The sequence below is a fragment of the Williamsia sp. DF01-3 genome (genome assembly GCF_023051145.1).
Taxonomy (GTDB): domain Bacteria; phylum Actinomycetota; class Actinomycetes; order Mycobacteriales; family Mycobacteriaceae; genus Williamsia.
Genome location: NZ_JALKFS010000005.1, coordinates 4646974 through 4667727, shown reverse-complemented (window position 1 = coordinate 4667727; position 20754 = coordinate 4646974). Strand labels below are relative to the sequence as shown.

15 protein-coding genes and 2 pseudogenes are annotated in these 20754 nt (G+C 66.1%); 7 read left to right on the top strand and 10 right to left on the bottom strand.

The genetic code is table 11. The features are described from left to right. Positions 1–3 precede the first annotated feature (3 nt). From hemC to MVA47_RS23880, 6 genes and pseudogenes are all read left to right on the top strand, one after another. Positions 4–939 carry a hydroxymethylbilane synthase gene (gene hemC / locus MVA47_RS23905; protein ID WP_247210140.1) on the top strand — a complete coding sequence of 312 codons (936 nt, stop codon included), beginning with the start codon at positions 4–6 and terminating at the stop codon, positions 937–939. 45 nt (positions 940–984) lie between these two features. Continuing rightward, a pseudogene (locus MVA47_RS23900) lies at positions 985–2687 on the top strand (uroporphyrinogen-III synthase). A 10-nt stretch (positions 2688–2697) separates the two neighbouring features. Further along, positions 2698–3678, top strand: coding sequence for a porphobilinogen synthase (gene hemB / locus MVA47_RS23895; protein ID WP_247210139.1), 981 nt, complete (start codon positions 2698–2700; stop codon positions 3676–3678). Between the two features lie 133 nt (positions 3679–3811). Continuing rightward, on the top strand, positions 3812–4573 hold the full coding sequence (locus MVA47_RS23890; RefSeq protein ID WP_247210138.1) for a hypothetical protein: 762 nt from the start codon (positions 3812–3814) through the stop codon (positions 4571–4573). Further along, entirely contained in the window at positions 4570–4956 is a 387-nt protein-coding gene (locus MVA47_RS23885) for a hypothetical protein (protein ID WP_223249300.1), read from the top strand. Before MVA47_RS23890 ends, MVA47_RS23885 begins: the two co-directional genes overlap by 4 nt. 12 nt (positions 4957–4968) lie before the next feature. Then, the gene (locus MVA47_RS23880; RefSeq protein ID WP_247210137.1) at positions 4969–5562 is read left to right on the top strand and encodes a hypothetical protein; all 594 of its coding nucleotides are present in this window, start codon (positions 4969–4971) and stop codon (positions 5560–5562) included. A gap of 8 nt (positions 5563–5570) precedes the next feature. Here MVA47_RS23880 and MVA47_RS23875 read toward each other — a convergent pair whose 3' ends face one another. The 3 genes from MVA47_RS23875 to MVA47_RS23865 form a co-directional block, all read right to left on the bottom strand. Beyond that, positions 5571–7595 (bottom strand): acyl-CoA dehydrogenase, encoded by a 2025-nt coding sequence (locus MVA47_RS23875; protein ID WP_247210136.1) that lies wholly within the window; start codon positions 7593–7595, stop codon positions 5571–5573. 78 nt (positions 7596–7673) lie between these two features. Beyond that, entirely contained in the window at positions 7674–8645 is a 972-nt protein-coding gene (locus MVA47_RS23870; RefSeq protein ID WP_247210135.1) for an isopenicillin N synthase family oxygenase, read from the bottom strand. Continuing rightward, positions 8642–9118, bottom strand: a complete 477-nt coding sequence (locus MVA47_RS23865) for a nucleoside deaminase (protein ID WP_247210134.1) — start codon at positions 9116–9118, stop codon at positions 8642–8644. Before MVA47_RS23865 ends, MVA47_RS23870 begins: the two co-directional genes overlap by 4 nt. A gap of 104 nt (positions 9119–9222) precedes the next feature. Between MVA47_RS23865 and MVA47_RS23860 the strand changes: the two genes are divergently transcribed. Further along, on the top strand, positions 9223–10758 hold the full coding sequence (locus MVA47_RS23860; protein ID WP_247210133.1) for a PucR family transcriptional regulator: 1536 nt from the start codon (positions 9223–9225) through the stop codon (positions 10756–10758). On the opposite strand, the gene MVA47_RS23855 is transcribed toward MVA47_RS23860, so the two are convergent. The 7 genes and pseudogenes from MVA47_RS23855 to MVA47_RS23825 form a co-directional block, all read right to left on the bottom strand. Continuing rightward, positions 10746–12155 (bottom strand): cytosine permease, encoded by a 1410-nt coding sequence (locus MVA47_RS23855; protein ID WP_247210132.1) that lies wholly within the window; start codon positions 12153–12155, stop codon positions 10746–10748. The genes MVA47_RS23860 and MVA47_RS23855 overlap by 13 nt on opposite strands. Positions 12156–12269: 114 nt before the next feature. Beyond that, positions 12270–13289 (bottom strand): agmatine/peptidylarginine deiminase, encoded by a 1020-nt coding sequence (locus MVA47_RS23850; RefSeq protein WP_247210131.1) that lies wholly within the window; start codon positions 13287–13289, stop codon positions 12270–12272. Next, positions 13289–14275: a nitrilase-related carbon-nitrogen hydrolase gene (locus MVA47_RS23845; RefSeq protein ID WP_247210130.1), complete on the bottom strand. Its 987-nt coding sequence runs from the start codon at positions 14273–14275 to the stop codon at positions 13289–13291. The genes MVA47_RS23850 and MVA47_RS23845 overlap by 1 nt, the downstream gene beginning before the upstream one ends. Before the next feature lie 58 nt (positions 14276–14333). Continuing rightward, on the bottom strand, positions 14334–15827 hold the full coding sequence (locus MVA47_RS23840; RefSeq protein WP_247210129.1) for an NAD-dependent succinate-semialdehyde dehydrogenase: 1494 nt from the start codon (positions 15825–15827) through the stop codon (positions 14334–14336). Then, positions 15820–17813 (bottom strand): annotated as a pseudogene (locus MVA47_RS23835) (primary-amine oxidase). The gene MVA47_RS23840 and the pseudogene MVA47_RS23835 overlap by 8 nt, the downstream one beginning before the upstream one ends. Continuing rightward, entirely contained in the window at positions 17803–19173 is a 1371-nt protein-coding gene (gene gabT, locus MVA47_RS23830) for a 4-aminobutyrate--2-oxoglutarate transaminase (RefSeq protein WP_247210128.1), read from the bottom strand. Before gabT ends, MVA47_RS23835 begins: the two are co-directional and overlap by 11 nt. A 2-nt stretch (positions 19174–19175) precedes the next feature. Beyond that, positions 19176–20573 (bottom strand): aminobutyraldehyde dehydrogenase, encoded by a 1398-nt coding sequence (locus MVA47_RS23825; RefSeq protein WP_247210127.1) that lies wholly within the window; start codon positions 20571–20573, stop codon positions 19176–19178. Positions 20574–20754: the final 181 nt, after the last annotated feature.

The window sequence follows — 20754 nt, the reverse complement described above, 5'->3', positions numbered from 1 at the left end:
GACTTGAGCACCGACGAGACGAGTCCGATCCGTATCGGCACCCGTGGTTCGCTGCTGGCCACCACCCAGGCCGGCGACATCCGCGACGCACTGATCAAGGCCGGCCATCCTGCCGAACTGGTGATCATCAAGACCGCAGGCGACCTGTCGGCCGCACCCGTCCAGCAGATCGGCGTCGGGGTGTTCACCACGGCGATCCGGCTGGCGTTGACCGCGGGCGAAGTAGACGTCGCCGTGCACTCCTACAAGGATCTCCCGACGGCCCCTGAACCCGGGCTGCACATCGCTGCCATCCCACCCCGCGAAGATCCGCGAGATGCGCTGGTCGCAGCGGGTGGCAAGGTGCTCGGCGAGCTACTGCCGGGAGCCACTGTCGGCACCTCCGCGCCGCGCCGGGCGGCGCAGCTTAGAGCATTGGGTCTCGGTTTGGAAATCCGCCCCCTACGAGGCAACCTTGATTCTCGGTTGGGCAAAGTCGCGAGCGGCGAACTCGACGCGGTGGTAGTGGCTCGAGCAGGACTGGTACGCATCGGACGGGCCGACGAGGTCACCGAAGCGCTGGATCCGGTTCAGATGCTGCCGGCGCCCGCACAGGGCGCCTTGGCCGTGGAGTGCCGCGCAGACGATGCCCGACTGGTGAGCATTCTCGCCGAGTTGGACGATCCGTCCACCCGTGCGGCGATTGACGCCGAACGTGCGGTGCTGGGGGCCCTCGAGGCCGGATGCACCGCCCCGGTCGGTGCGATGGCCGAGGTGGTCGAGTCGATTGACGAGGACGGACGCATTTTCACCGAGCTGTCGCTGAGGGCGACGGTCGTGGCCGAAGACGGATCGGACGCGGTCAAGGCCTCGGTGGTGGGTCCGGTGGAACGGGCAGCCGAACTGGGCCGAGAACTCGCCGCAGAACTGCTGGATCAGGGAGCAAGACAGCTTCTCTAGAAACAGTGGGCCGAGCTACAGCCCCACGGGGCAGGAGTGCTGAGCATGAGCCGTAACAAAAAGGCCACCACCCCCGGTCGCATTCTCTTTGTCGGGGCAGGGCCGGGCGACCCCGGACTGCTGACCGTCCGCGCCCGGACCGCGATCGAGAACGCCGTCACGGTGTTCATCGATCCCGACGTACCGTCCGCGGTCGTCGAACAGATCGGTGTCGGCTGGGGTGACCAGGCCTCATCGAAGAGTTCGTCGACCGGTGCGACCCGCTCGGGCAAACAAGACATTAGCGGCGGCGAGCAACGCGATTCGCAGGGGGTGATCCCCAGGACGCCGACGGCACTGTCGCATCCGGGTCCGGTGCCGATTCGGCAGACGACTCGATGGGCAATGTGCGTCCCGCGCTGGGTGATCCCGCCGAGGTCGCCAAGACCCTCGTCGCCACCGCCAAGGACGGCCACGACGTCGTCCGGCTGGTGGCCGGCGACCCTCTGACCACCGATGCCGTGCTGGCCGAGGTGAACGCCGTCGCCCGTACCCAGGTGCAGTTCGAGGTCATCCCGGGACTGCCCGCGACGGCCGCTGTGCCGAGCTACGCGGGTATGCCGCTGGGTTCAGGGCATACCGAGGCCGATGTCCGCGGAGAGGTCGATTGGGCGGCACTCGCTGCCGCTCCCGGACCTCTTGTGCTCCATGCCACCTCGGGTCATCTCGCCGAGACCGCCAGTGCACTCACCGAGCACGGCCTGGCCGCACAAACCCCGGCCGCCATCACCGTCAACGGCACCACCTGCCAGCAGCGCACCATCGAGGCGACGCTGGCCACGCTCAACGAGAGCGGAAGCGCCCTCACCGGACCGCTGATCGTCACCATCGGCAAGGTGGTCACCCAGCGCGGCAAGTTGAGCTGGTGGGAATCGCGCGCGCTGTACGGCTGGACCGTACTGGTGCCGCGTACCAAGGACCAGGCCGGCGACATGTCCGATCGGCTGGTCACGCACGGCGCCATCCCGATGGAGGTCCCGACGATCGCGGTGGAACCGCCGCGTAGTCCCGCCCAGATGGAACGTGCTGTCAAGGGCTTGGTGGACGGCCGCTACCAGTGGGTGGTGTTCACCTCCACGAACGCTGTCCGCGCAGTCTGGGACAAGTTTGCCGAGTTCGGTTTGGACGCACGAGCTTTCAGTGGTGTGAAGATCGCCTGTGTGGGCGAGGCGACTGCGGAGAAGGTGCGCGGCTTCGGCATCAACCCCGAGCTGCTGCCCTCGGGCGAGCAGTCCTCGCTGGGCCTGCTCGAGGACTTCCCGCCGTACGACGACGTCTTCGATCCGGTGAACCGGATCCTGCTGCCCCGTGCCGACATCGCCACCGAGACGCTCTCGGAGGGGCTGCGTGGCCGTGGCTGGGAGATCGACGACGTCACCGCGTACCGCACGGTCCGCGCCGCGCCGCCGCCCGCCGAGACCCGCGAGATGATCAAGACCGGTGGGTTCGACGCGGTCTGCTTCACCTCGAGTTCCACGGTGCGCAACCTGGTGGGTATCGCGGGTAAACCGCACGCCCGCACCATCGTTGCGTGCATCGGTCCGAAGACGGCCGAGACCGCCACCGAGTTCGGCCTGCGGGTCGACGTGCGGCCGGAGAACGCATCGGTGCACGAGTTGGTGGACGCGCTCGCCGAGCACGCCGCTCGCCTGCGTGCCGAAGGTGCGCTGCCTCCGCCGCGCAAGAAGGCCCGCCGCTCACGCTCGTAGGCTGGAGGACATGACCTCACCGATCGATCGTCCCAGGCGTCTTCGTACCACTCCGGCCATGCGCCGGATGGTCGCCGAAACCTCCTTGGAGCCAAGGCATCTGGTGTTGCCGATGTTCGTGGCCGACGGGATCGACGAGCCGCGGCCCATCAGCAGCATGCCCGGGGTCGTCCAGCACACGCCGGATTCGCTTCGTGAGGCCGCGGTCGCGGCAGTGGAATCCGGTGTGGGTGGTCTGATGCTCTTCGGTGTTCCTGCCGAGGGCGACAAGGATGCCGTCGGGAGCGTCGGGACCGATCCGGACGGCGTGCTCAATGCGGCTCTGCGACTCCTGACGTCCGAGCTCGGCGATTCGACTGTCCTGATGGCCGACACCTGCCTCGACGAGTTCACCGACCACGGGCACTGCGGTGTGCTCGCCGATGACGGCACAGTCGACAACGACGCCACCCTGTTGCGCTACGCCGAGATGGCTGTGGTGCAGGCGCAGTCGGGCGCCCACCTGGTGGGGCCGAGCGGGATGATGGACGGTCAGGTGGCCGTGATCCGTTCGGCACTCGATGACGCGGGATACACCGACACCGGGATCCTCGCCTACACCGCCAAGTACTCGTCGGCCTTTTACGGCCCGTTCCGGGAGGCCGTCGGCTCGTCGCTGCGTGGCGACCGCAAGTCCTACCAGCAGGATCCCGCCAACCTCCGCGAGGCGATGCGCGAACTCGAACTCGACCTGTCCGAGGGCGCCGACATCGTGATGGTGAAACCGGCCATGTCGTACCTGGACGTGTTGCGACGGGTGGCCGACGTGGCCGATGTCCCGGTCGCGGCGTACCAGATCTCGGGGGAGTACGCGATGATCACCGCGGCGGCCGAGCGCGGCTGGATCGACCGCGATGCCGCCATCGTCGAGTCACTCACCTCCATCCGGCGCGCCGGTGCCGACATCGTGCTGACGTACTGGGCGCACGAGGTCGCCGACAAACTCCGGTGACCGTGCGTCTGCCCGCCTCGCGCCGGCCCTTGTCGCCGTCGTGCGGGCCCCTCTTGTCGTCGCGGGCGGCCACATCCGCACACCCGTCCGACGCCCGCGCGCAGCCGCCCGCCCGACCTCTAGGCTGGTGCCCATGTCCGTGACTCCACCGTCCTACAGCCAGGGCCCGTACGGCGGCTCCTCGCCCGAGTCACCGAACAAGCCGGCTCTGGCCAGCCCGATGGCCATCGCCACCGAACTGTGGGCGCTGATCATCTTGGCGCAGTGCGTGGTTTTCGGTGGTCAGTACCAAGTGGCCTTCGACGCCGCCGACGAGGTGTCCCGGGACATGCCTGAGGGTGAACTCCCTGATGGCGCCATCTGGGTGGTGTACGTCATCGTGGGGCTGACCCTCGCCGCAGTGTTCGGGGTGCTCGCGTGGCTCGCCCGCTCCGGGCGCAATTGGGCCCGCCTGGTTCTCGGTTTCGTCAGTTTCTATCTTGTTGTGCAGACCGTGTCGGCGTTCTTCATCGAGGAGGCCGATCATTGGACGATGATCCCGACCGTCATCGGCGGAGTCGCGGCACTCGGCGCGGGCGTCTTGCTGATGCATCGGGACTCGGACAAGTACTGCAAAGACATGGCGGCGTGGCGAAAGAGTCAGTCGCACAAGGGCGGGCAGGCGCCGTGGCCGCAGGGCCCGCCGAGTGGGTATCCACCCAACCCCACTTACCCGAACCCCTACCAGCAGTACCCGCAGCAGCCATATCAGCAGCAGTATTACGGGGCGCCGGGGTACCAGCAGGGTGGATACCAGCACCCCGCGGGTCCGGACAACAGCACGCCCTCGGAGCCCGGCAACACCGATCCGAGACGTTCTGACGACGCCGGATCAGATACAGGAGAACGCAAGTGAGCACCGAGTCCGTGAACCCGGGCGTGCCCCCGAACACCGTTGTGTGGGCGTATCGGTTGTGGCTTGCGTCCGGCGTCCTGCTCGCGCTGTGGGGTCTGTTCCAGATCGCCCTGGTGCGAACCGGGACCAGCGTGGTCTTCGGAGTGTTCTTCATTCTTGTCGGGGCTGCCCTGGTGTGGGCGGGCCGGCAGGCGTACGCCGGCGACCCGCGCTGGCGGTCGGCGGTGTCGGTCCTGACGTTGATGCTCGTCGCCATCGGGATCTTCGCCTCGATGCTCTACTCGCTGCCGATGGTGCCCGCGCTGCTCTTCGCGTTGATCGGACTGTCCGGTTCGCTGACCGCCAACCGCCCCACGTCCGAGCCCTGGTTCGCTCGCCGGTGAGGGACTGCGCCCATGATTGACGAGACAGACCACGAGCCCGAGACGCCGGGGGCCGAAGGCGAGGTCTTGTTCTACGAACCCGGCGGCAGCTGGTGGGTGGTCACCATCGGCCCGCTTCTGTGTCTTGCGCTGCTCATCGTCGAGATCTTCGGTGAAGGCAAGGTGCACTGGCTCGCACTCCTGATCTTTGCCGCCGTGATCGGCGGGTTCTCGCTCATCCAGGTGTACGCGGCTCGTTCACACGTCACGGTCCGGCTCACCGAGACCACCCTGCGTCAGGGCGCTCAAACCATCGCGCTCGACGAGATCGACGAGATCTTTCCGCAGAACAACAGCCCCGAGCATCAGAAGTGGGAGAGCGCTCCTGCCCTGGGTGAACTGACTGCCGTGCCGCGGCGACGCAAGGGTGTGGGCATCCGGTTGCGCAGCGGCAGACTGGCGCAGGCGTGGGCCCGTGACGTCGACCATTTCCGGTCGGAACTGACCCAGGCGCACCAGGCGATCGCCCTCGGACTGGGTCCGAAGAAGTCCAACTCGCTCCACAAGCCGAAGCCGAAACCGAAGAAGTCCCCGCCACCGGTACATGGTGACGAGGACTCTTCGTAGGTACAGCTCTAGCTGAGCTGGTCTTCGACCATCGCTGTCTTGAGCAGTTCTTCTGGCACAGCGAACCCGTCGACGAGCGTGCGCGCATGCGGACGCAGTGCCGCACACAAGTCGTTGACGCCGCGTCGGATCGCCTTTGCGCGTTCGACCGAGATGTGCCGGTGCATCAGGAACCATTCGAGGTCTGCCTCGAGAGCCGAGTAGACGTACAGGTCGCAGACCTTGCCGAGCAGTTCGGTTCCGGCCTTGCTGTCGCACTTGTCGATGGCCTCGATGAACGACTCGAGTACCACCCGTTCGATGTGCGCCGTACCCACTTTGAGCAGATGGTCCTGGGCCCCGTTGAACACCTCGAACGGATCGGCGTCGTCGTCGGTCGCCCGACGCAACCGGTTGGCGCAGGTCCGCAGGAGATGGTCTTCGCGGTTGCGGAACAGCCGGATCTGGGTGCCGCGGTTGGTCAGCTCGGACTCTTCGGGATCTTCGCCCGAGGTGTCCATCAGGGTCTGGACCACCTGGCGCGCAGCGGACTTCTCCAGGAACACGTCGCGGGCCATCCCCGCGATGAACCGCGCCCAGCCGACGGTGTTGAGTCCGCGAACGTCTTGCGCGTACGCCGACAGCAGTTCTTTGGCGACGAGCTGCGTGAGGACTGTGTTGTCGCCTTCGAAGGTCGTGAACACGTCGATGTCGCCGCGCATGATCGACAGCTGGTTCTCGTCGAGGTAGCCCGCGCCACCGGTGGCTTCACGACAGACGTTGATGGTGTGCGAGGCATGCCAGGTGGTCATCGCCTTCAGGCCGGCGGCAGCGCCTTCGAGTTGACGCTGACGGTCCTCGTCCAGGTCTTCGGCGGACTGCAATTCGTGCAGTTCCTCGATGATCTCGTTCTGTGCGAACGCCAGCGCGTACGACTTCGCGATGAGGGGCAACAGCTTTCGCTGATGTGCCAGGTAGTCCATGATGACGATCTCGTCGTCGGAGTCCGGCTGTTCGAACTGCCTGCGCACCAATGCATACCGGGTCGCGATGGTCAGCGCTTTGCGGCCCGCGGCACCGGCCGTGGCCGCCACACTGACCCGGCCCCGGATGAGGGTGCCGAGCATTGTGAAGAACCGACGGTTCTCGTTCTCGATGGGCGAACTGTAAGTGCCGTCCTCGGCGACGTCGGCGTAGCGGTTGAGCAGGTTCTCGCGGGGGATGCGTACGCGGTCGAAGACGATGCGGCCGTTGTCGACTCCCGCCAGGCCGCCCTTGTATCCGCAGTCGCTGGTGGTGATCCCCGGGAGATCGTTGCCGTCGTCGTCACGGAGCGGGACCACAAAACAGTGCACGCCTCGGCCGGTCGGTTCTTCGTCGGGACCACCGGTCACCAGCTGGGCGAAGACCGCCGCGACCTTGGCATGCTCTGCCGCGCCGCCGATGTAGTCCTTACGTGCCAGTTTGGTGTCTGAGTTGACGACGAACTCGCCGGTGGCGGTGTCATAGGTGGCCGTGGTCTGGATGGCCTGCACATTGGAGCCGTGTCCGGTCTCGGTCATGGCGAAGCAGCCGAGCACATCGAGATTGATCAGGCCGGGTACGTACTTCTGGTGGTGGACATCGGTGCCGAGGTTCTCTACCGCGCCGCCGAACAGGCCCCACTGGACTCCCGCTTTCACCATCAGCGACAGATCGGCGTAGCCGAGGAGTTCGATCGCGCTGATCGAAGCACCGATGTCGCCGGTGCCTCCGTGCTTCTCCAGGAATCCGGCGCGGGGGAACCCGTGACCGGCCAGTTCACGCATGATCTCGAGGATGCGAGCGCGGGCCTGGTCCAACGGGAGCGACGGGTCGGGTAGCAACTCGGAACGGTTCAGCTGCTCTCGCACCGCTTCACGGGTGGACCGCCAGCGTCCGTCGAGTGCGATGCGCAGGTTGTCGGCCAGCAGCTCGGTGTCTTCCTCGGGGGTGTGCTTCTCGGGTAGATCTGCGGTTCGGACCTCGGGATCGATGTCCGTTGCCGTGAAGGTGTCCGCTTCGTTCGCCGTCATGAATCCGATGTTACCCACGAGTAAGGACTTTGAACCGGCACTTCAGCAAACCCTCGGGGGCACCCGTGAGGGCGGGCATCAGGACGCTGTGACGGTGATCGCTTCGAGCCGCTCCATGATGAACTCACCTGCGACAACCGGGGGTTGGCCGTGTGCCGCACCGACCGGTGGGCCCAGTGGGGTCACCACCGCATCGTGATCGAGTTCATAGAAGAAGATGAGCGACATCAGGTCTTCGTCGGGAGCGTCGGCCTGCGGAGGCAACACACGGTGGCGGCCTGCCGGCCATCGTCCGCCCGTCCAGTATTCGAGGAGGTCTCCGATGTTGATCGTCAGGGCCTCGGGGTCGTAGGGGGCGTCCGCCCAGCCGCCGTCCTCGGTATAGACCTGGAGACCGCCGGACCCCGGTTCGCGGTCGAGAACGGTGACGGTGCCGAAGTCGGTGTGCGCCCCGATCCGGAACTGTCCTTCCTCGGGACGACCCACCTCGGTCAGCGCGGGGTAGTGGTTGATGTTGGACGTCCACGTGGCTCGTTCGGCCCGGCCGAGGAAGTCGTGTCCGGCATCGAGCCCGAGCGATGTACTCATCAGCGCGAGCAGGTCGTCGGACAGCAGCTTCATCTGACGGCAGTACTCGGTGAACAACTCCTCGAGTTCGGGCACCTCCGCCGGCCAGACGTTCGGCGGGAACCATGCGGCGTCCACCACCGGGTCACCGGTCGGCGTCTGCGCGCCGCAGTTGTAGGTCTCCTTGAGATCGGGCGGCGTCTCGCTCCCGTCGGCAGAACCGTTGGCCTCCATGCCCGGTCCGATCCATCCGCGACCACCGACGGCCACCGCGTAGCGGCTCTTGACGTCGGTCGGAAGGGCGAAGAACCGGCGCGCGGCCGCTCGGAGATCGGCGGGAAGTGCCGGGTCGATGCCGTGGCCGGTGACCAGCAGGAAACCTGCCGTCTGCAGGCTCTCGTCGACTGCCCGGCACAGAGCCTCGGCTGCGTCGCCGCCCCGGCGCCACTGTGAGATGTCGACGGTGAGAATCGGGCTGCTCATCGGCCGGTCTCCTCGGCGACGCCGATGTCTTCGTTCCACAGCCCGGGGTTGCCGTCGATGAAGTCGGCCATCATGGCCACGCACCGTGGGTCGTCGACGACGGTGACCGACACACCCAGGTCGGCAAGCCAGTCTTCACCGCCCTGGAAGTTCCGGGTCTCACCGATGACCACCGAGCCGATGTCGAACTGACGGATGAGGCCGCTGCAGTACCAGCACGGCGCCAGCGTGGTCACCATGATGGTCGATCGGTAGTCGCGTTGCCGCCCGGCGTTGCGGAAGGCCGCGGTTTCGCCGTGTACCGACGGGTCATCGTTCTGTACGCGCATGTTGTGACCACGTCCGAGCAGTGTTCCGTCGGCGGCGAACAGTGCGGCCCCGATCGGGATCCCGCCCTCGATCAGACTCTGCTGGGCTTCGGCGTATGCGGTCTCGAGCAGCGTTGCGGGCGAGACGTCGGTGGAGGTGCTCATGGAAACCAACGCTGCCCGTCGTGCGCGGCTGGGGCAACTGACATAGTGTCGCGGCACCGGGGGCTATGGACGTGCAATTCGTCGGTGACGAGAGGTTGGCGACAATGGTTCTGGCGTTACACGAGGTCCTCGACCGACACCTGGCGGCAACCGATCCGCAAGTGCTCAGTGGTCACGGACGGCTCGGCAACGAGGTCCGCTGGGTGCATTCCAGTGAGATCTTCGAGATCGGTCCGCTGCTGTCAGGTGGTGAACTCCTGCTCACCACAGGACTCGGACTGGCGGGCACCGACGCCGGTACGCGCCGTCACTACATCCGCGAGCTCGCCACTCGCGACGTCGCCGGTGTGGCAGTGGAATTGGGCAGAACCTTCGACGAGGTTCCTGACGAGATGATCCGCGAGGCCTCGTCGGTGCAACTCCCGCTGATCGCGCTACACACCGTGGTCCCGTTCATCGACCTGTGCCGCGCCGCCAACACCGACATCGTCTCGCGCGAAGTCGGGGTGCTCCGCCGACGAGGTGAACTCGACGCGGCGCTGCACGCGCTGATGGCGGCCGGTGCCGGTGCGCCTGCGATCGTGAAGGCCATCGCGGCTGCCATCGGTTGCCCACTGGTGGTGTTGGGCAAGAACAATGCGCTGATGGCCGCCGAGGGTGTGGACGACGACCATTCGGCGTGGCAGGTGGTGGACGCGCAATCCGCGTCGGTGCCGGTGCAGTCGCGTGGCCAGGTCATCGCGACCTTGGTCGCCGGTCCGTCGTCGCTCGATGCGGACACCATGATGTCGCTTCTCGACCTCGGTGCCGGACCTCTGGGTGTGGCGCTGTCGATGTCACGCGAGCTAGGAGGGCTGCGCCATCGGGCCGCGGCCACTCTGATGTCTGATCTGCTCAATCGGCGGGTCGATCGCCGCCCCGACCTCATGATGCGTTCTCGGGCAGCAGGTTTCGACCCGGCCCGCGCTGTGTGCATCGTTCCGGTGGCGATCTCTGCCCCGGCGCCCCGGATGGCTGCGCAGCTGACGGCGACCGTGACGAAAAAGCTGTCCGTGCAGTCGCTGCACGCCGACGTACATGCGACCTCCTACGCGCTGTTCGCCATGACCGATCAAGCCCGCGACCAGATCACCCAGGTCTGTGCAGCGTTCGCCGGAATCGCCGGGGAGGCAACGATTGTGGTCGGGGATGCTGCGCGTGTTGATGCCCGTGACCTGTCCGATGCCTTGCTGACCGCACGGCGAGCTCTGGCGATCGCCTCCGGATCCCGGCGGGCGATGGCCCGTCACACCGATGCGGTTTCCTCGGTTCGCGCGCTCGCGGCGGAACTCGCGGTGGAGACTCTCGGCGCAGCGGTCCGCGACGACCTGGTGACCTCTGTCGGGCCGCTGGTCGAATGGGATCGGACCCACGGGTCAGAGCTCACCCACACCCTCGAGGTGCATCTTCGACATGGTTGCAGCGCAACACGATCCGCGGTTGCCCTGCATCTGGGCAGACAGAGTCTGTATCAACGTCTCGAACGGATCCGGGAGCTGCTGGGATTCGACTTCGCGGCGCCCGAGACATACCCGTCTGTTTTGCTGGCCCTCTGCGCGCACCGCAGCGCGGTGCGATCGGCTTCCGGTCAGGCGGACTGATAGTCGCGACGAATCTTGTTGCGCGACAGCACGAAGTATCCGGCGAACGCGATGACAAATCCGGCGAAGAACGTGATGTCTCCCAATTCGGGGACGGCCTCGGCGACGAAACCGACATATCGTTCCTGGTTGCTGAAGAGCAACACCGAGGCGACGAGCGCGATCAGGAAGGCCGACAGTCCGCCCCAGTTCGTGTACTTCGGGTTGTACAGCATCGCGGCCACGGGACGGTTCCGGCGAAGGATCTGGTCGGCGAACACGATGCCGAGCCACGGGCCGATCCAGTAGGCGACGATCAGCAGGAAGGTCTCATACGACTCGGCCGCGTCGGCCAGTGCCCACCAGGCAACCAGGAATCCCACGACTCCGAACACCACGGTGACGAGCGCCCGCTGAATACCGAGCGACATCTTGAATCCCATGGTGACGAAGGCCATTCCGCCGGAGTAGAGGTTGATCGCGTTGGCGGCGACTGCCCCGACCGCGATGGCCAGCAACGTCAGATCCGCCACGGCCGACGGCAGATGCCCGGTGAATGCGTCGGTGGGACTCTCCGCATCCGAGCCGATGGTCACCGACGCGGCGCCGACGGCCATCAGTGCCGTGGTGGACACGAACAGCCCTGACGAGGCGAAGAACCCGGTCTTGAACCGGGACACGGTCGCGGGAAGGTAGCGGGTGAAGTCGGCCGCGTAGGGGGTCCAGCCGGCGGTGTAACCGAACGCCGTACCCACGGTCAGGAGGAATCCGCCGAGTCCGGCACCACCGTCGGTTCCGGGCGCGCCGAGATCGGCCTTGCTGAAGATGATGACGCCGGCGATCACGAACACGATGGCGAGCAGGGGCGCGGCAATGCGCTCGAACCCTTGGACGAGGTTGTGTCCGAAGAACGCAAATGCTGTCTGCGCCAATACGACGATCAAGAGCGCCAACACCGAAGGAAGACCGAACAGCGTGTTGAGGGCCAGCGCTCCGCTGACGCTGTTGGTCGCGAACCAGCCGATGCCGCACATGACGGTCATGAACGCGGCGGGCACGATGTTGCCGCGGTAGCCGAAGCCGAGGCGGCCCAGAACCATCTGCGGTACCCCGTGCAGCGGGCCGCGAGCGGAGAGGGCGTAATGAGCGAGGGCACCGAGGAGGTTGCCCAACGCCACCGCGGCGAGGGCCTGCCAGAAGCTGAGACCGAAGTACAGGACCGACAGGACCCCGACGAAGATCGTCGCGAACTCGAGATTGGGCGCGGTCCACGTCCAGAACATGCTGCGCGGTTTGCCGTGCCGGGCCTCGAGCGGGATGAACTCGTTGCCGCCTGGTTCGACCGCAAGCACTTTGCTGCCATACGAGCTGGGCGCCGCGTCGGCGACGGGCTCTGTTCGGGGAGTGGTCGATGTCATTGCGTCACGGTCCCCTACCCGCGGGTGCCGCGGCAACCTACAGAACGTCCGCTGGCGTGGTGTCGGGGGCGGGCGATTTGTCGGGCCGATAGACGGGGCTCATCGACCGGTGGTTCATATCCGACGGCCGGCCGGTTGATGCTGCGTGATGCAGTGGATGCCCCCGCCTCGCTCGAACAACGGCCGCGCGTCGACCGTGCGGATCTCACGCCCCGGGTACACCTCGGACAGGATTGCCGCAGCCCGTGCGTCATTCGGATCGTCGAAGCTGCAGGCGATCACGGCGTTGTTGATGACGAGGTGGTTGATGTAGCTGTAGTCCACGGGTCCCTCGTCGTCGGTCAGCACCGTGGGGGCCGGGACGTCGATGATCTGCCACCCGGGTTCCGCCGCGGCGATCACCTCTCTGATCCGAGCGCTCACCGCGTGATCGGGGTGGTCGGGGTCTTGCTGGTCGTGCACCAGCACCACACCCGGCGACGGGATGGCCGCGACGATGTCGACGTGCCCACGGGTGCCGAACTTCTGGTTGTCGCGGGTGAGGCCGTACGGCAACCAGATCGCCGTCTCGGCGCCGATCGTCCGCCGCAGCTCGTCCTCGACGTCTTCACGAGACCACGTGGCATTGCGGCCCTCGCCCAACTGGACCGATTCGGTCAGCAGCACCGTGCCGTCGCCGTCGACCGCGATGCCACCGCCCTCGTTGATCATCGGCGAGTCGATGCGCTGGGCCCCCGACATCTCGGCGATCAGCGTGCCGATGTGCTGGTCTCTGTCCCATCGCGCCCACGAGGCAGCCCCCCATCCGTTGAACACCCAGTCGACGGCTCCGAGGGTGCCGTCCTCGTCGAGCACGAATGTCGGCCCGACGTCGCGCGCCCAGGCGTCGTTGAGCGGAGCCGCGAGGATCTCGACGTCGCGGGAGAGGTATTTGCGGGCCGCGGGCAACTCATCCGGGTCGACGAGCATCGTGACCGGTTCGAACTCACAGATGCTGTGTGCCACCGCCGCCCATGTCCGGCGGGCTTCATCACGTGCGGCGTCGGTGTCGCCGAGTGAATAGCCTGGTGCCGGGAAAGCCATCCACACCTTTTCTTGCGGAGCTGTTTCGGCGGGCATCCGCCACTGCGACATCAGACGTCTCCGGCGCCGAAGTGGCCGTGTGTCGCAACCGGATCGACAAGACGACCATAGGTGTCAGGCCGCCGGGTCTTCAGGAACGGGAACAGTGTGAGCCAGTCACGACGCTGGGCGAGGTCGAGTTCGGCGACCAGCACGGCAGGTTCGTCGCGCGGCGCCTGGACAAGGATGCGGCCGTACGGGTCGGAGATGAAAGACGAACCGTAGAAGGTGATCTCGCCTTCGTTCCCGGTGCGGTTGGGTACCACCATGAAGGTGCCGTTGGCGATCCCGTTTCCGACGATCACCTGCTGCCACAGGGGTTGGGTGTCGAAGTCGGGGAAGTCGGGCTCGGATCCGATGGCGGTGGGGTAGACGATGATCTCGGCCCCGGCCAGCGAGTACGCGCGTGCGGCTTCGGGGAACCATTCGTCCCAGCATGTCGGCATCCCCAGGGTGGCGTCGAGTCCGGCCGGTGAGTGCACGGGGTACGGGTCGGGTTCGGCGGGTCCTGCCCGGAAGTACGTGTCCTCGTAATAGCCGGCCGTGATGGGGATGTGGATCTTGCGTGTCTTGGCCACCAGCTCACCGGTCGGTGAGACCATGATGGCGGTGTTGAACCCGAGGCCGTCGTCGTAGGTGGTGCCGTTCTCCGCCGAGTTCTTCTCGTACAGCGACGCGTGCAGGAAGATGTTGTGCTGCTTCGCCATTGCCGAGGCGAAGGCGAATGTGGGCCCGGTGTCGAGGTCCTCGGCGGACTCGCCCGGGTTGGCGCCACCTCGAACGAACGCCGGATACCGCAGCAGGGTGATCTCGGGCAGACACACCAGGCCCGCCCCGGCCCCGGCGGCCATCTCGACGCCCTCGGCGAGATCGGCCAGGAGGGCATCGGTGTCGGGCTGCCAGCGATGCTGCACGAGACCCACCCGTATCGGTGCACGTCCTGAGTCGGTGTCCCGGCACAGTGATGGCGGCGCCGTCAGGGCAGTGATGAGCTGCATGATGTCCTTTCCCGGACGGCGTCGCCGATCCGGTGTGTGTCCCTGCGTGTTTGCCGGACTACGTCAGTGCGATGTATTTGGTGGTCAGGTATTCGTAGATGCCTTCGGAGCCACCTTCGCGCCCGATCCCGGATTGCTTCACGCCGCCGAACGGTGCCGCGACATCGGAGATCACGCCTCGGTTGATCCCGACCATCCCCGACTCGATCTTGTCGGCCACCCTCAGCGCCCGGTCCAGGTCCTGGGTGTAAAGGTAAGCCGCCAAGCCGTATTCGGTGGAGTTCGCGGCCTCGATGGCTTCGTCCTCGGCGGTGAACGTACTGATGACGGCAACGGGACCGAAGATCTCGTTTCGCACGATGTCCGCGTCTGCCGGCACCTGGTCGAGAACCGTTGCGGGGTAGTAGCACCCCGCGTCATCGGTCGACGTGACAGAGTTCGGCAGGTTCTCCGGATCGGCGCCCAGCCGCACCCGGGCCCCATCGGCTACTGCGGCAGCCACAGCCTTCGCGATGGACGTCTGCTGCTTGGTGTTGACCATCGGGCCCAGTGTGGTCTTCGGATCGTAGCCGGGCCCCAGAACCATGGACTTCATCTTCGCCGTCAGCGCCGCGGTGAACTGTTCGGCGATACCTTCCTGGACGAGAAAGCGATTGGCTGCCGTGCACGCTTCGCCCCCGTTGCGGGTCTTCGCTGCGAACGCACCTTCCACCGCCTTGTCGAGATCGGCGTCGTCGAACACGAGGAAGGGTGCGTTTCCGCCGAGCTCCATGGACGTCCGCTGAACGTTCTCGGCTGCCTGTCCGAGCAGGCTCCGGCCGACCGGGGTCGACCCGGTGAAGCTGATCTTGCGTACGCGGGGATCGGCGATCAGCGGCTCGGTGACGTCGGCCGCCTTGCTGGTCGGGAGAATGGAGAGCACGCCGCCGGGCAGTCCTGCCTCGCCGAGCAGCTTGGCGAGGTACAGCATGGTCAGCGGGGTCTCCTGGGCGGGCTTGACGATCATCGTGCATCCCGCGGCCAGCGCCGGGCCGATCTTCCTGGTGCCCATCGCGAGTGGGAAGTTCCACGGCGTGATCGCCAGCGCCACCCCGACGGGGGCGTGGGTCACCATGATCCGTCCGGTGCCCCCTGGCGACGGGGTGAACCGGCCCGAAACCCGAACGGCCTCTTCGGCGAACCACCGCAGGAATTCGCCGCCGTAGGTGATCTCGGACTTCGAATCGGGCAGTGCCTTGCCCATCTCGAGGGTCATGATCGTGGCCATGTCGTCGGCGTGGTCCTGGACCAAATCGTAGGTGGCGCGCAGGATCTCCGATCGCTTGCGCGGCGCGGTGGCAGCCCACTCGTCCGCCACCGCGAGCGCGCTCTCGAGGGCGGTGTTCGCGTCGTCGGGCGTGGCATCGGCCACGCGGAGCAGGGACGTGCCGGTGGCCGGGTCGTCCACCGAGAACGTGGAGCCGTCGGATGCGTCCACCGAGGTCCCACCGATCCACAGGCCGGCGGGAACCTGCTCGAGGAGCTCGCGGAAGTCAGCAACAGGATCAGTCATGACAGTGTCCTCCAGGTGATTCGGGAGTTGTGGATGATGCGGGATGACAATGCGCGCTCGGGCTCGGTGCGACATCGAGGGATGGGTTGCGGTCAAAGAAGCCGAATGGCTTGAGCCAGAACGAGACCGTGTCGGCGGGCATGATCGGCCAGTCCTCGGGCCGGGTGATGTGGTGGATGCCGAAGGTGTACCAGAGCACCACGTCGGTGTTGTCGATGCTGCGGTTGGCCTTCGTCCATTCGCCCAGCCCCTTGTCGGTGGCCGACTGGTTCACGAATTCGCCTGCCGGCCAACGTTCATCGGGACTGTTCGGGGTGACCCACACGGTGTGGCCGATGACCTCGGCGCGCGCGAACACCGGTGAGGCCGGATCGAACATGGCAGGGATGGCGTCGCCGGGGACCAGTTTGTAGGCAGGATGGGTGCCCAGTCCGTTGGTGGTGTTGGTGTTCACCACCTTCCACGCTCGCTGGGTGGACCAGTTCATGTCCTGCTTGCCCTCTTCTTCGGTGCGCAGGGGGTGTTGCGCTGCACCAGGGACAGGCCGTACGGATTGGCCGGACCCATCGGCTCGATCTCGGTTTCGCTGGCGTAGACGGTGTTCTGGGTTCCGTCCACGTCGAGGTCGAGGCGGGCGACAAGGAAATGCTGATGGAACGGTGCGTAGGTGCGTTCGTCCACCAGGGTGCCGTGCGGGTGCGTGGCCCCGGGTGCGATCGGCGTGGTCACCATGATGCCGGTGGCGCGCACCTCGCACTCGATGTTGCCGTCCTGGTAGAAGCGCCAGTAGACGAGGTACTCGTAGTTGGCCACGGTGACATGGAACGACACCGTGAGCCGGCGCATACGGCGAACCTCGGCGCCCGCGTCGTGATCGACATGCTTCCAGAGAACCGCATTGTCCTCTTCGTGGATGCAGATCGCATTGGTGATCGTGTACGGCTCGCCCTTGCTGTTGTGCAGCACGGCATCGAGGTAACGGATCTCGCCGAGGCAGTCGCAGCCGAGTTCCAGGGAGGTCGTCATGAAACCGAGGCCCCACTCGCCGATGTCGAATGCTGTTCGGCGGTAATGGTCTTCGCAATGATCTCGGTACGGCACCATCATCTCGGCAAACGACAGCCGGTGGGCCACCGAGCGCTCGCGACCACCGTCGCTGTAGGTGACGGCGTGCAGGGTCATCCCCTCGCGATGGTTGAAACCCACGCGCAACGACCAGTTCTGCCAGGTCAGCTTGTTGCCCTCGAGGGTGAACGAGGGGCCGTCCGGCTGGGTGATCTCCAGGGGCTTGAGTGGTTGGCGGCGGGATTCGGCGCGGATGCGCTCTGGGATCCGGCCGGGCACGTACTCGCCCATGACATTCGGCGGTTCCACACCGCCGTTGTCCTCGATCTCGAGCAGTTCCATCGTGTTGAGGTCGATGACACAGTGCAGCCCGCTGACCGGGTGGGCGTAGGGGTTGGCCCCCGGTTCGGACCTGAGCCAGGTGTCCGACCATCCGAGCCGTCGGTCCCGGTACTTGTCCGGGGCGACGGCGTCTCCATAGGTCCAGGTGTCCATGAACACCAGGTCGAGGTCGGTGATCCCGCGCTTCTTCAGGGCAGCGATGACATCTGGGTGGCCCCGCAGCACCTGGTCACATTCTTCGAACTCGTCGACGGTGAAGTTCGCCTGTACGCCGGGGATGTGGGTGAAGGATTCGACCGCGTCCTCGGTCAGCGAGACGACCGCCTTGTAGGTGGCGTTGCGCGTCGTGTCCGAGCAGGTGACGATGCCCTTGCGAGGAGGCCGCGGGCCTCCCGTCGCGTGGTCCGCCAGAGCTTGTTTGCTGGGCTCGAGCAGCTCGATCGAATGGAACCGCCAGCCCTCGGCAACGCCGTGGTCTCGTGCGAGTAGTGCTGCCGTCGAACGGAATTCGTCGGCGCTGAAAGGGTCGAGAGGATGGCTGGTGGCCTCGGCTCGGCCGACTGTCGGATCAGTGGACACGCGCTGCTCCTGTCGACCCGGTCAGGTCGCGCAGGCAGTTCTCGAGTACGTCGAGCCCGTCGCCGAGCAGTTCGTCACCGATGACCAGCGGGGGTAGGAGCCGGATGACGTTGCCGTACGTACCGCAGGAGAGCAACACCACACCTTGTGCAAGACAGGCTGCCACCAGGGCCTTGGTCAGCTCCGGATTGGGCTTGTTCGTGCCCGGTTGCACGAGTTCGATGGCCAGCATCGCTCCTCGTCCCCGGACGTCGCCGATCTCGTCGGTGACCGAGGCCATCGCCCGCAGTCGTCCGACGGCGATCTCCTCGATCTCCCTTGCCCGTCTGGGTAGATCGAGTTCGGCCATCACGTCGAGGGTGGCAAGTGCAGCTGCGCAGGCCACCGGGTTACCGCCGTACGTTCCTCCGAGACCACCGGCATGCACTGCGTCGAGCAGATCGGCGCGCCCGGTGACCGCGGACAGCGGCATACCGCCGGCGATGCCCTTGGCCATCGTCACCAGATCGGGCACCACGTTCTCGTGTTCGCTGGCGAACCACGCACCGGTGCGGGCGAATCCGCTCTGCACCTCATCGGCGATGAACACGATGCCGTTCGAGGCGGCCCAGTCGGCCAGTGCGGGAAGGAATCCGGGGGCGGGCACGATGAAGCCGCCTTCGCCCATCACGGGTTCGATGATGATCGCGGCCAGCTGATCTGCCCCGATCTGCTTGTCCATCATCGAGATCGCGCGGGCCGCCGCTTCCGGACCGTCGAGTCCGTCATGGAAGGGGTAGGACCCGGGTACTCGGTAGACCTCCGGCGCAAAGGGTCCGAAACCATACTTGTAGGGCATGGTCTTGGCCGTCAGCGCCATCGTCAGGTTGGTTCGGCCGTGGTAGGCGTGGTCGAACGCCACGACCGCGTCGCGTCCGGTGGCCAACCGAGCCACCTTGATCGCGTTCTCCACCGCCTCGGCGCCGGAGTTGAACAGCACGGTGCGCTTCTGATGGTCACCTGGTGTCAGGTGGTTGAGCCGTTCGGCCACCGCGACGTATCCCTCGTAGGGCGTCACCATGAAGCACGTGTGGGTGAAATGCCGTGCCTGCTCGGCAACCGCTTCGGCGACCGCCGCGTTGCTGGCGCCCACGCTCGTCACGGCGATCCCCGACCCGAAGTCGATGAACGAGTTGCCGTCGATGTCGACGATCACGCCACCGTCGGCGTCGGCGGCGTACACCGGCACGGTCGAGCCCACGCCGCCGGCGACGGCCATCGTGCGGCGACCTTGCAGTTCATGGGATTTCGGTCCGGGGATGGGCGTGACGAGGTTGCGTTGCTGGGGGAGCCGGTAGGAGACCGCTGCTGATGTCGTCATGGTCATTCCACCGAACTCATCACGTGCTTGATGCGGGTGTAGTCCTCGACCCCGTAGGACGACAGGTCCTTGCCGTAGCCGGAGTTCTTGAACCCGCCGTGTGGCATCTCGGCAACCAGCGGGATGTGGCAGTTGACCCACACACAGCCGAAGTCCATGCCTGCGGTCATCCGGTTGGCGGTGCCGTGATCGGTGGTCCACACGCTCGAGGCCAGGCCGTAGCTCACGTCGTTGGACAGCGCGATGGCCTCGGCTTCGTCCTCGAAGGTCTGCACGGTCACCACGGGGCCGAACGTCTCTTCCTGCACCAGCGCGTCGGTCTGGCGGACTCCGGTGATGACGGTGGGCTCGATGAAGAATCCCTTGTCACCGCGGCGCTTTCCGCCGGTGACCACGGTGGCGTGCGAGGGGATCGAGTCGAGTATCGACGTCACCTTCGTGAAGTGGTTGATGTTGTTCAGCGGGGGAACCGTTGTCGCGTCGGCTTTTTCAGCGAGCGCGGCCACGAACTTGTCGTGGATGGAGGAATGCACGAGGATGCGGGTCACCGCCGTGCAGTCCTGGCCGGCATTGAAGAACGACGCCTCGCCGATGCCGTCGACGGCCTTGTCGAGGTCTGCATCGGCGAACACCACGGCAGGGGCCTTGCCGCCCAGTTCGAGGTGCGCGCGCTTGAGTTGCTGTGCGGCGGATACCGCCACGGCGATGCCGGCACGAACTGACCCGGTGATCGACACCATGCCCGGGGTCTTGTGCCCGACGATGGACGCACCCGTCCCACCGTCGCCGAGGACCACGTTGAGGACTCCGTCGGGCAGGATGCCCTTGGACAGCGAAGCCAGCACAAGCGTCGACTCGGGAGTGGTGTCAGAAGGCTTGAGCACCACCGTGTTCCCGGCGGCGATCGCAGGCCCGATCTTCCACAACGCCATCATCAGAGGGTAATTCCAGGGGGTCACCTGACCGATCACGCCGATCGGTTCACGCCGCACGTACGAGGTGAACCCCTCCATGTACTCGCCTGCCGATTTCCCCTCGAGGAGGCGGGCCGCACCGGCGAAGAACCGGATCTGGTCGGCGCCGACGGGCACCTCTTCGTCGGCGATCTGATCGGCCGGCTGCCCGGTGTTCCGTGCCTGGGCGGCCACGAGCGCATCGGAGTTCGCCTCGATGGCATCCGCCAGCTTCAGCAATGCGGTCTGCCTGGTCTTCGGGGTGGTCTTGCCCCAGGTCTCGAAGGCGGTGGCCGCAGCGGCCATGGCCGCGTCGATGTCGGCGGTGGTCGAGACCGGCGACGTACCGACGACCGATTCATCGGTTGGGTTGATCAGGTCGATCGTCTCGGTGGACGACGACGCGACGAACTCGCCGTTGATGTAGTTCTTCAGGATCTCGGGCATGACGCGCGATCACTCTCTGTCGGTTGGACTCGGGTCGGATTGGACTCGGGTCGTGCGGCTCGGGGGTCGATGTGGCTCGGGAATCGATGGGGGACAGGTGATGGTTACCAGTGTTCGCCGCATCGATGTGGTTGCGGACCTGACAAACTGTCCATGGTCGCCTCGCCGTCGGTACACTTTG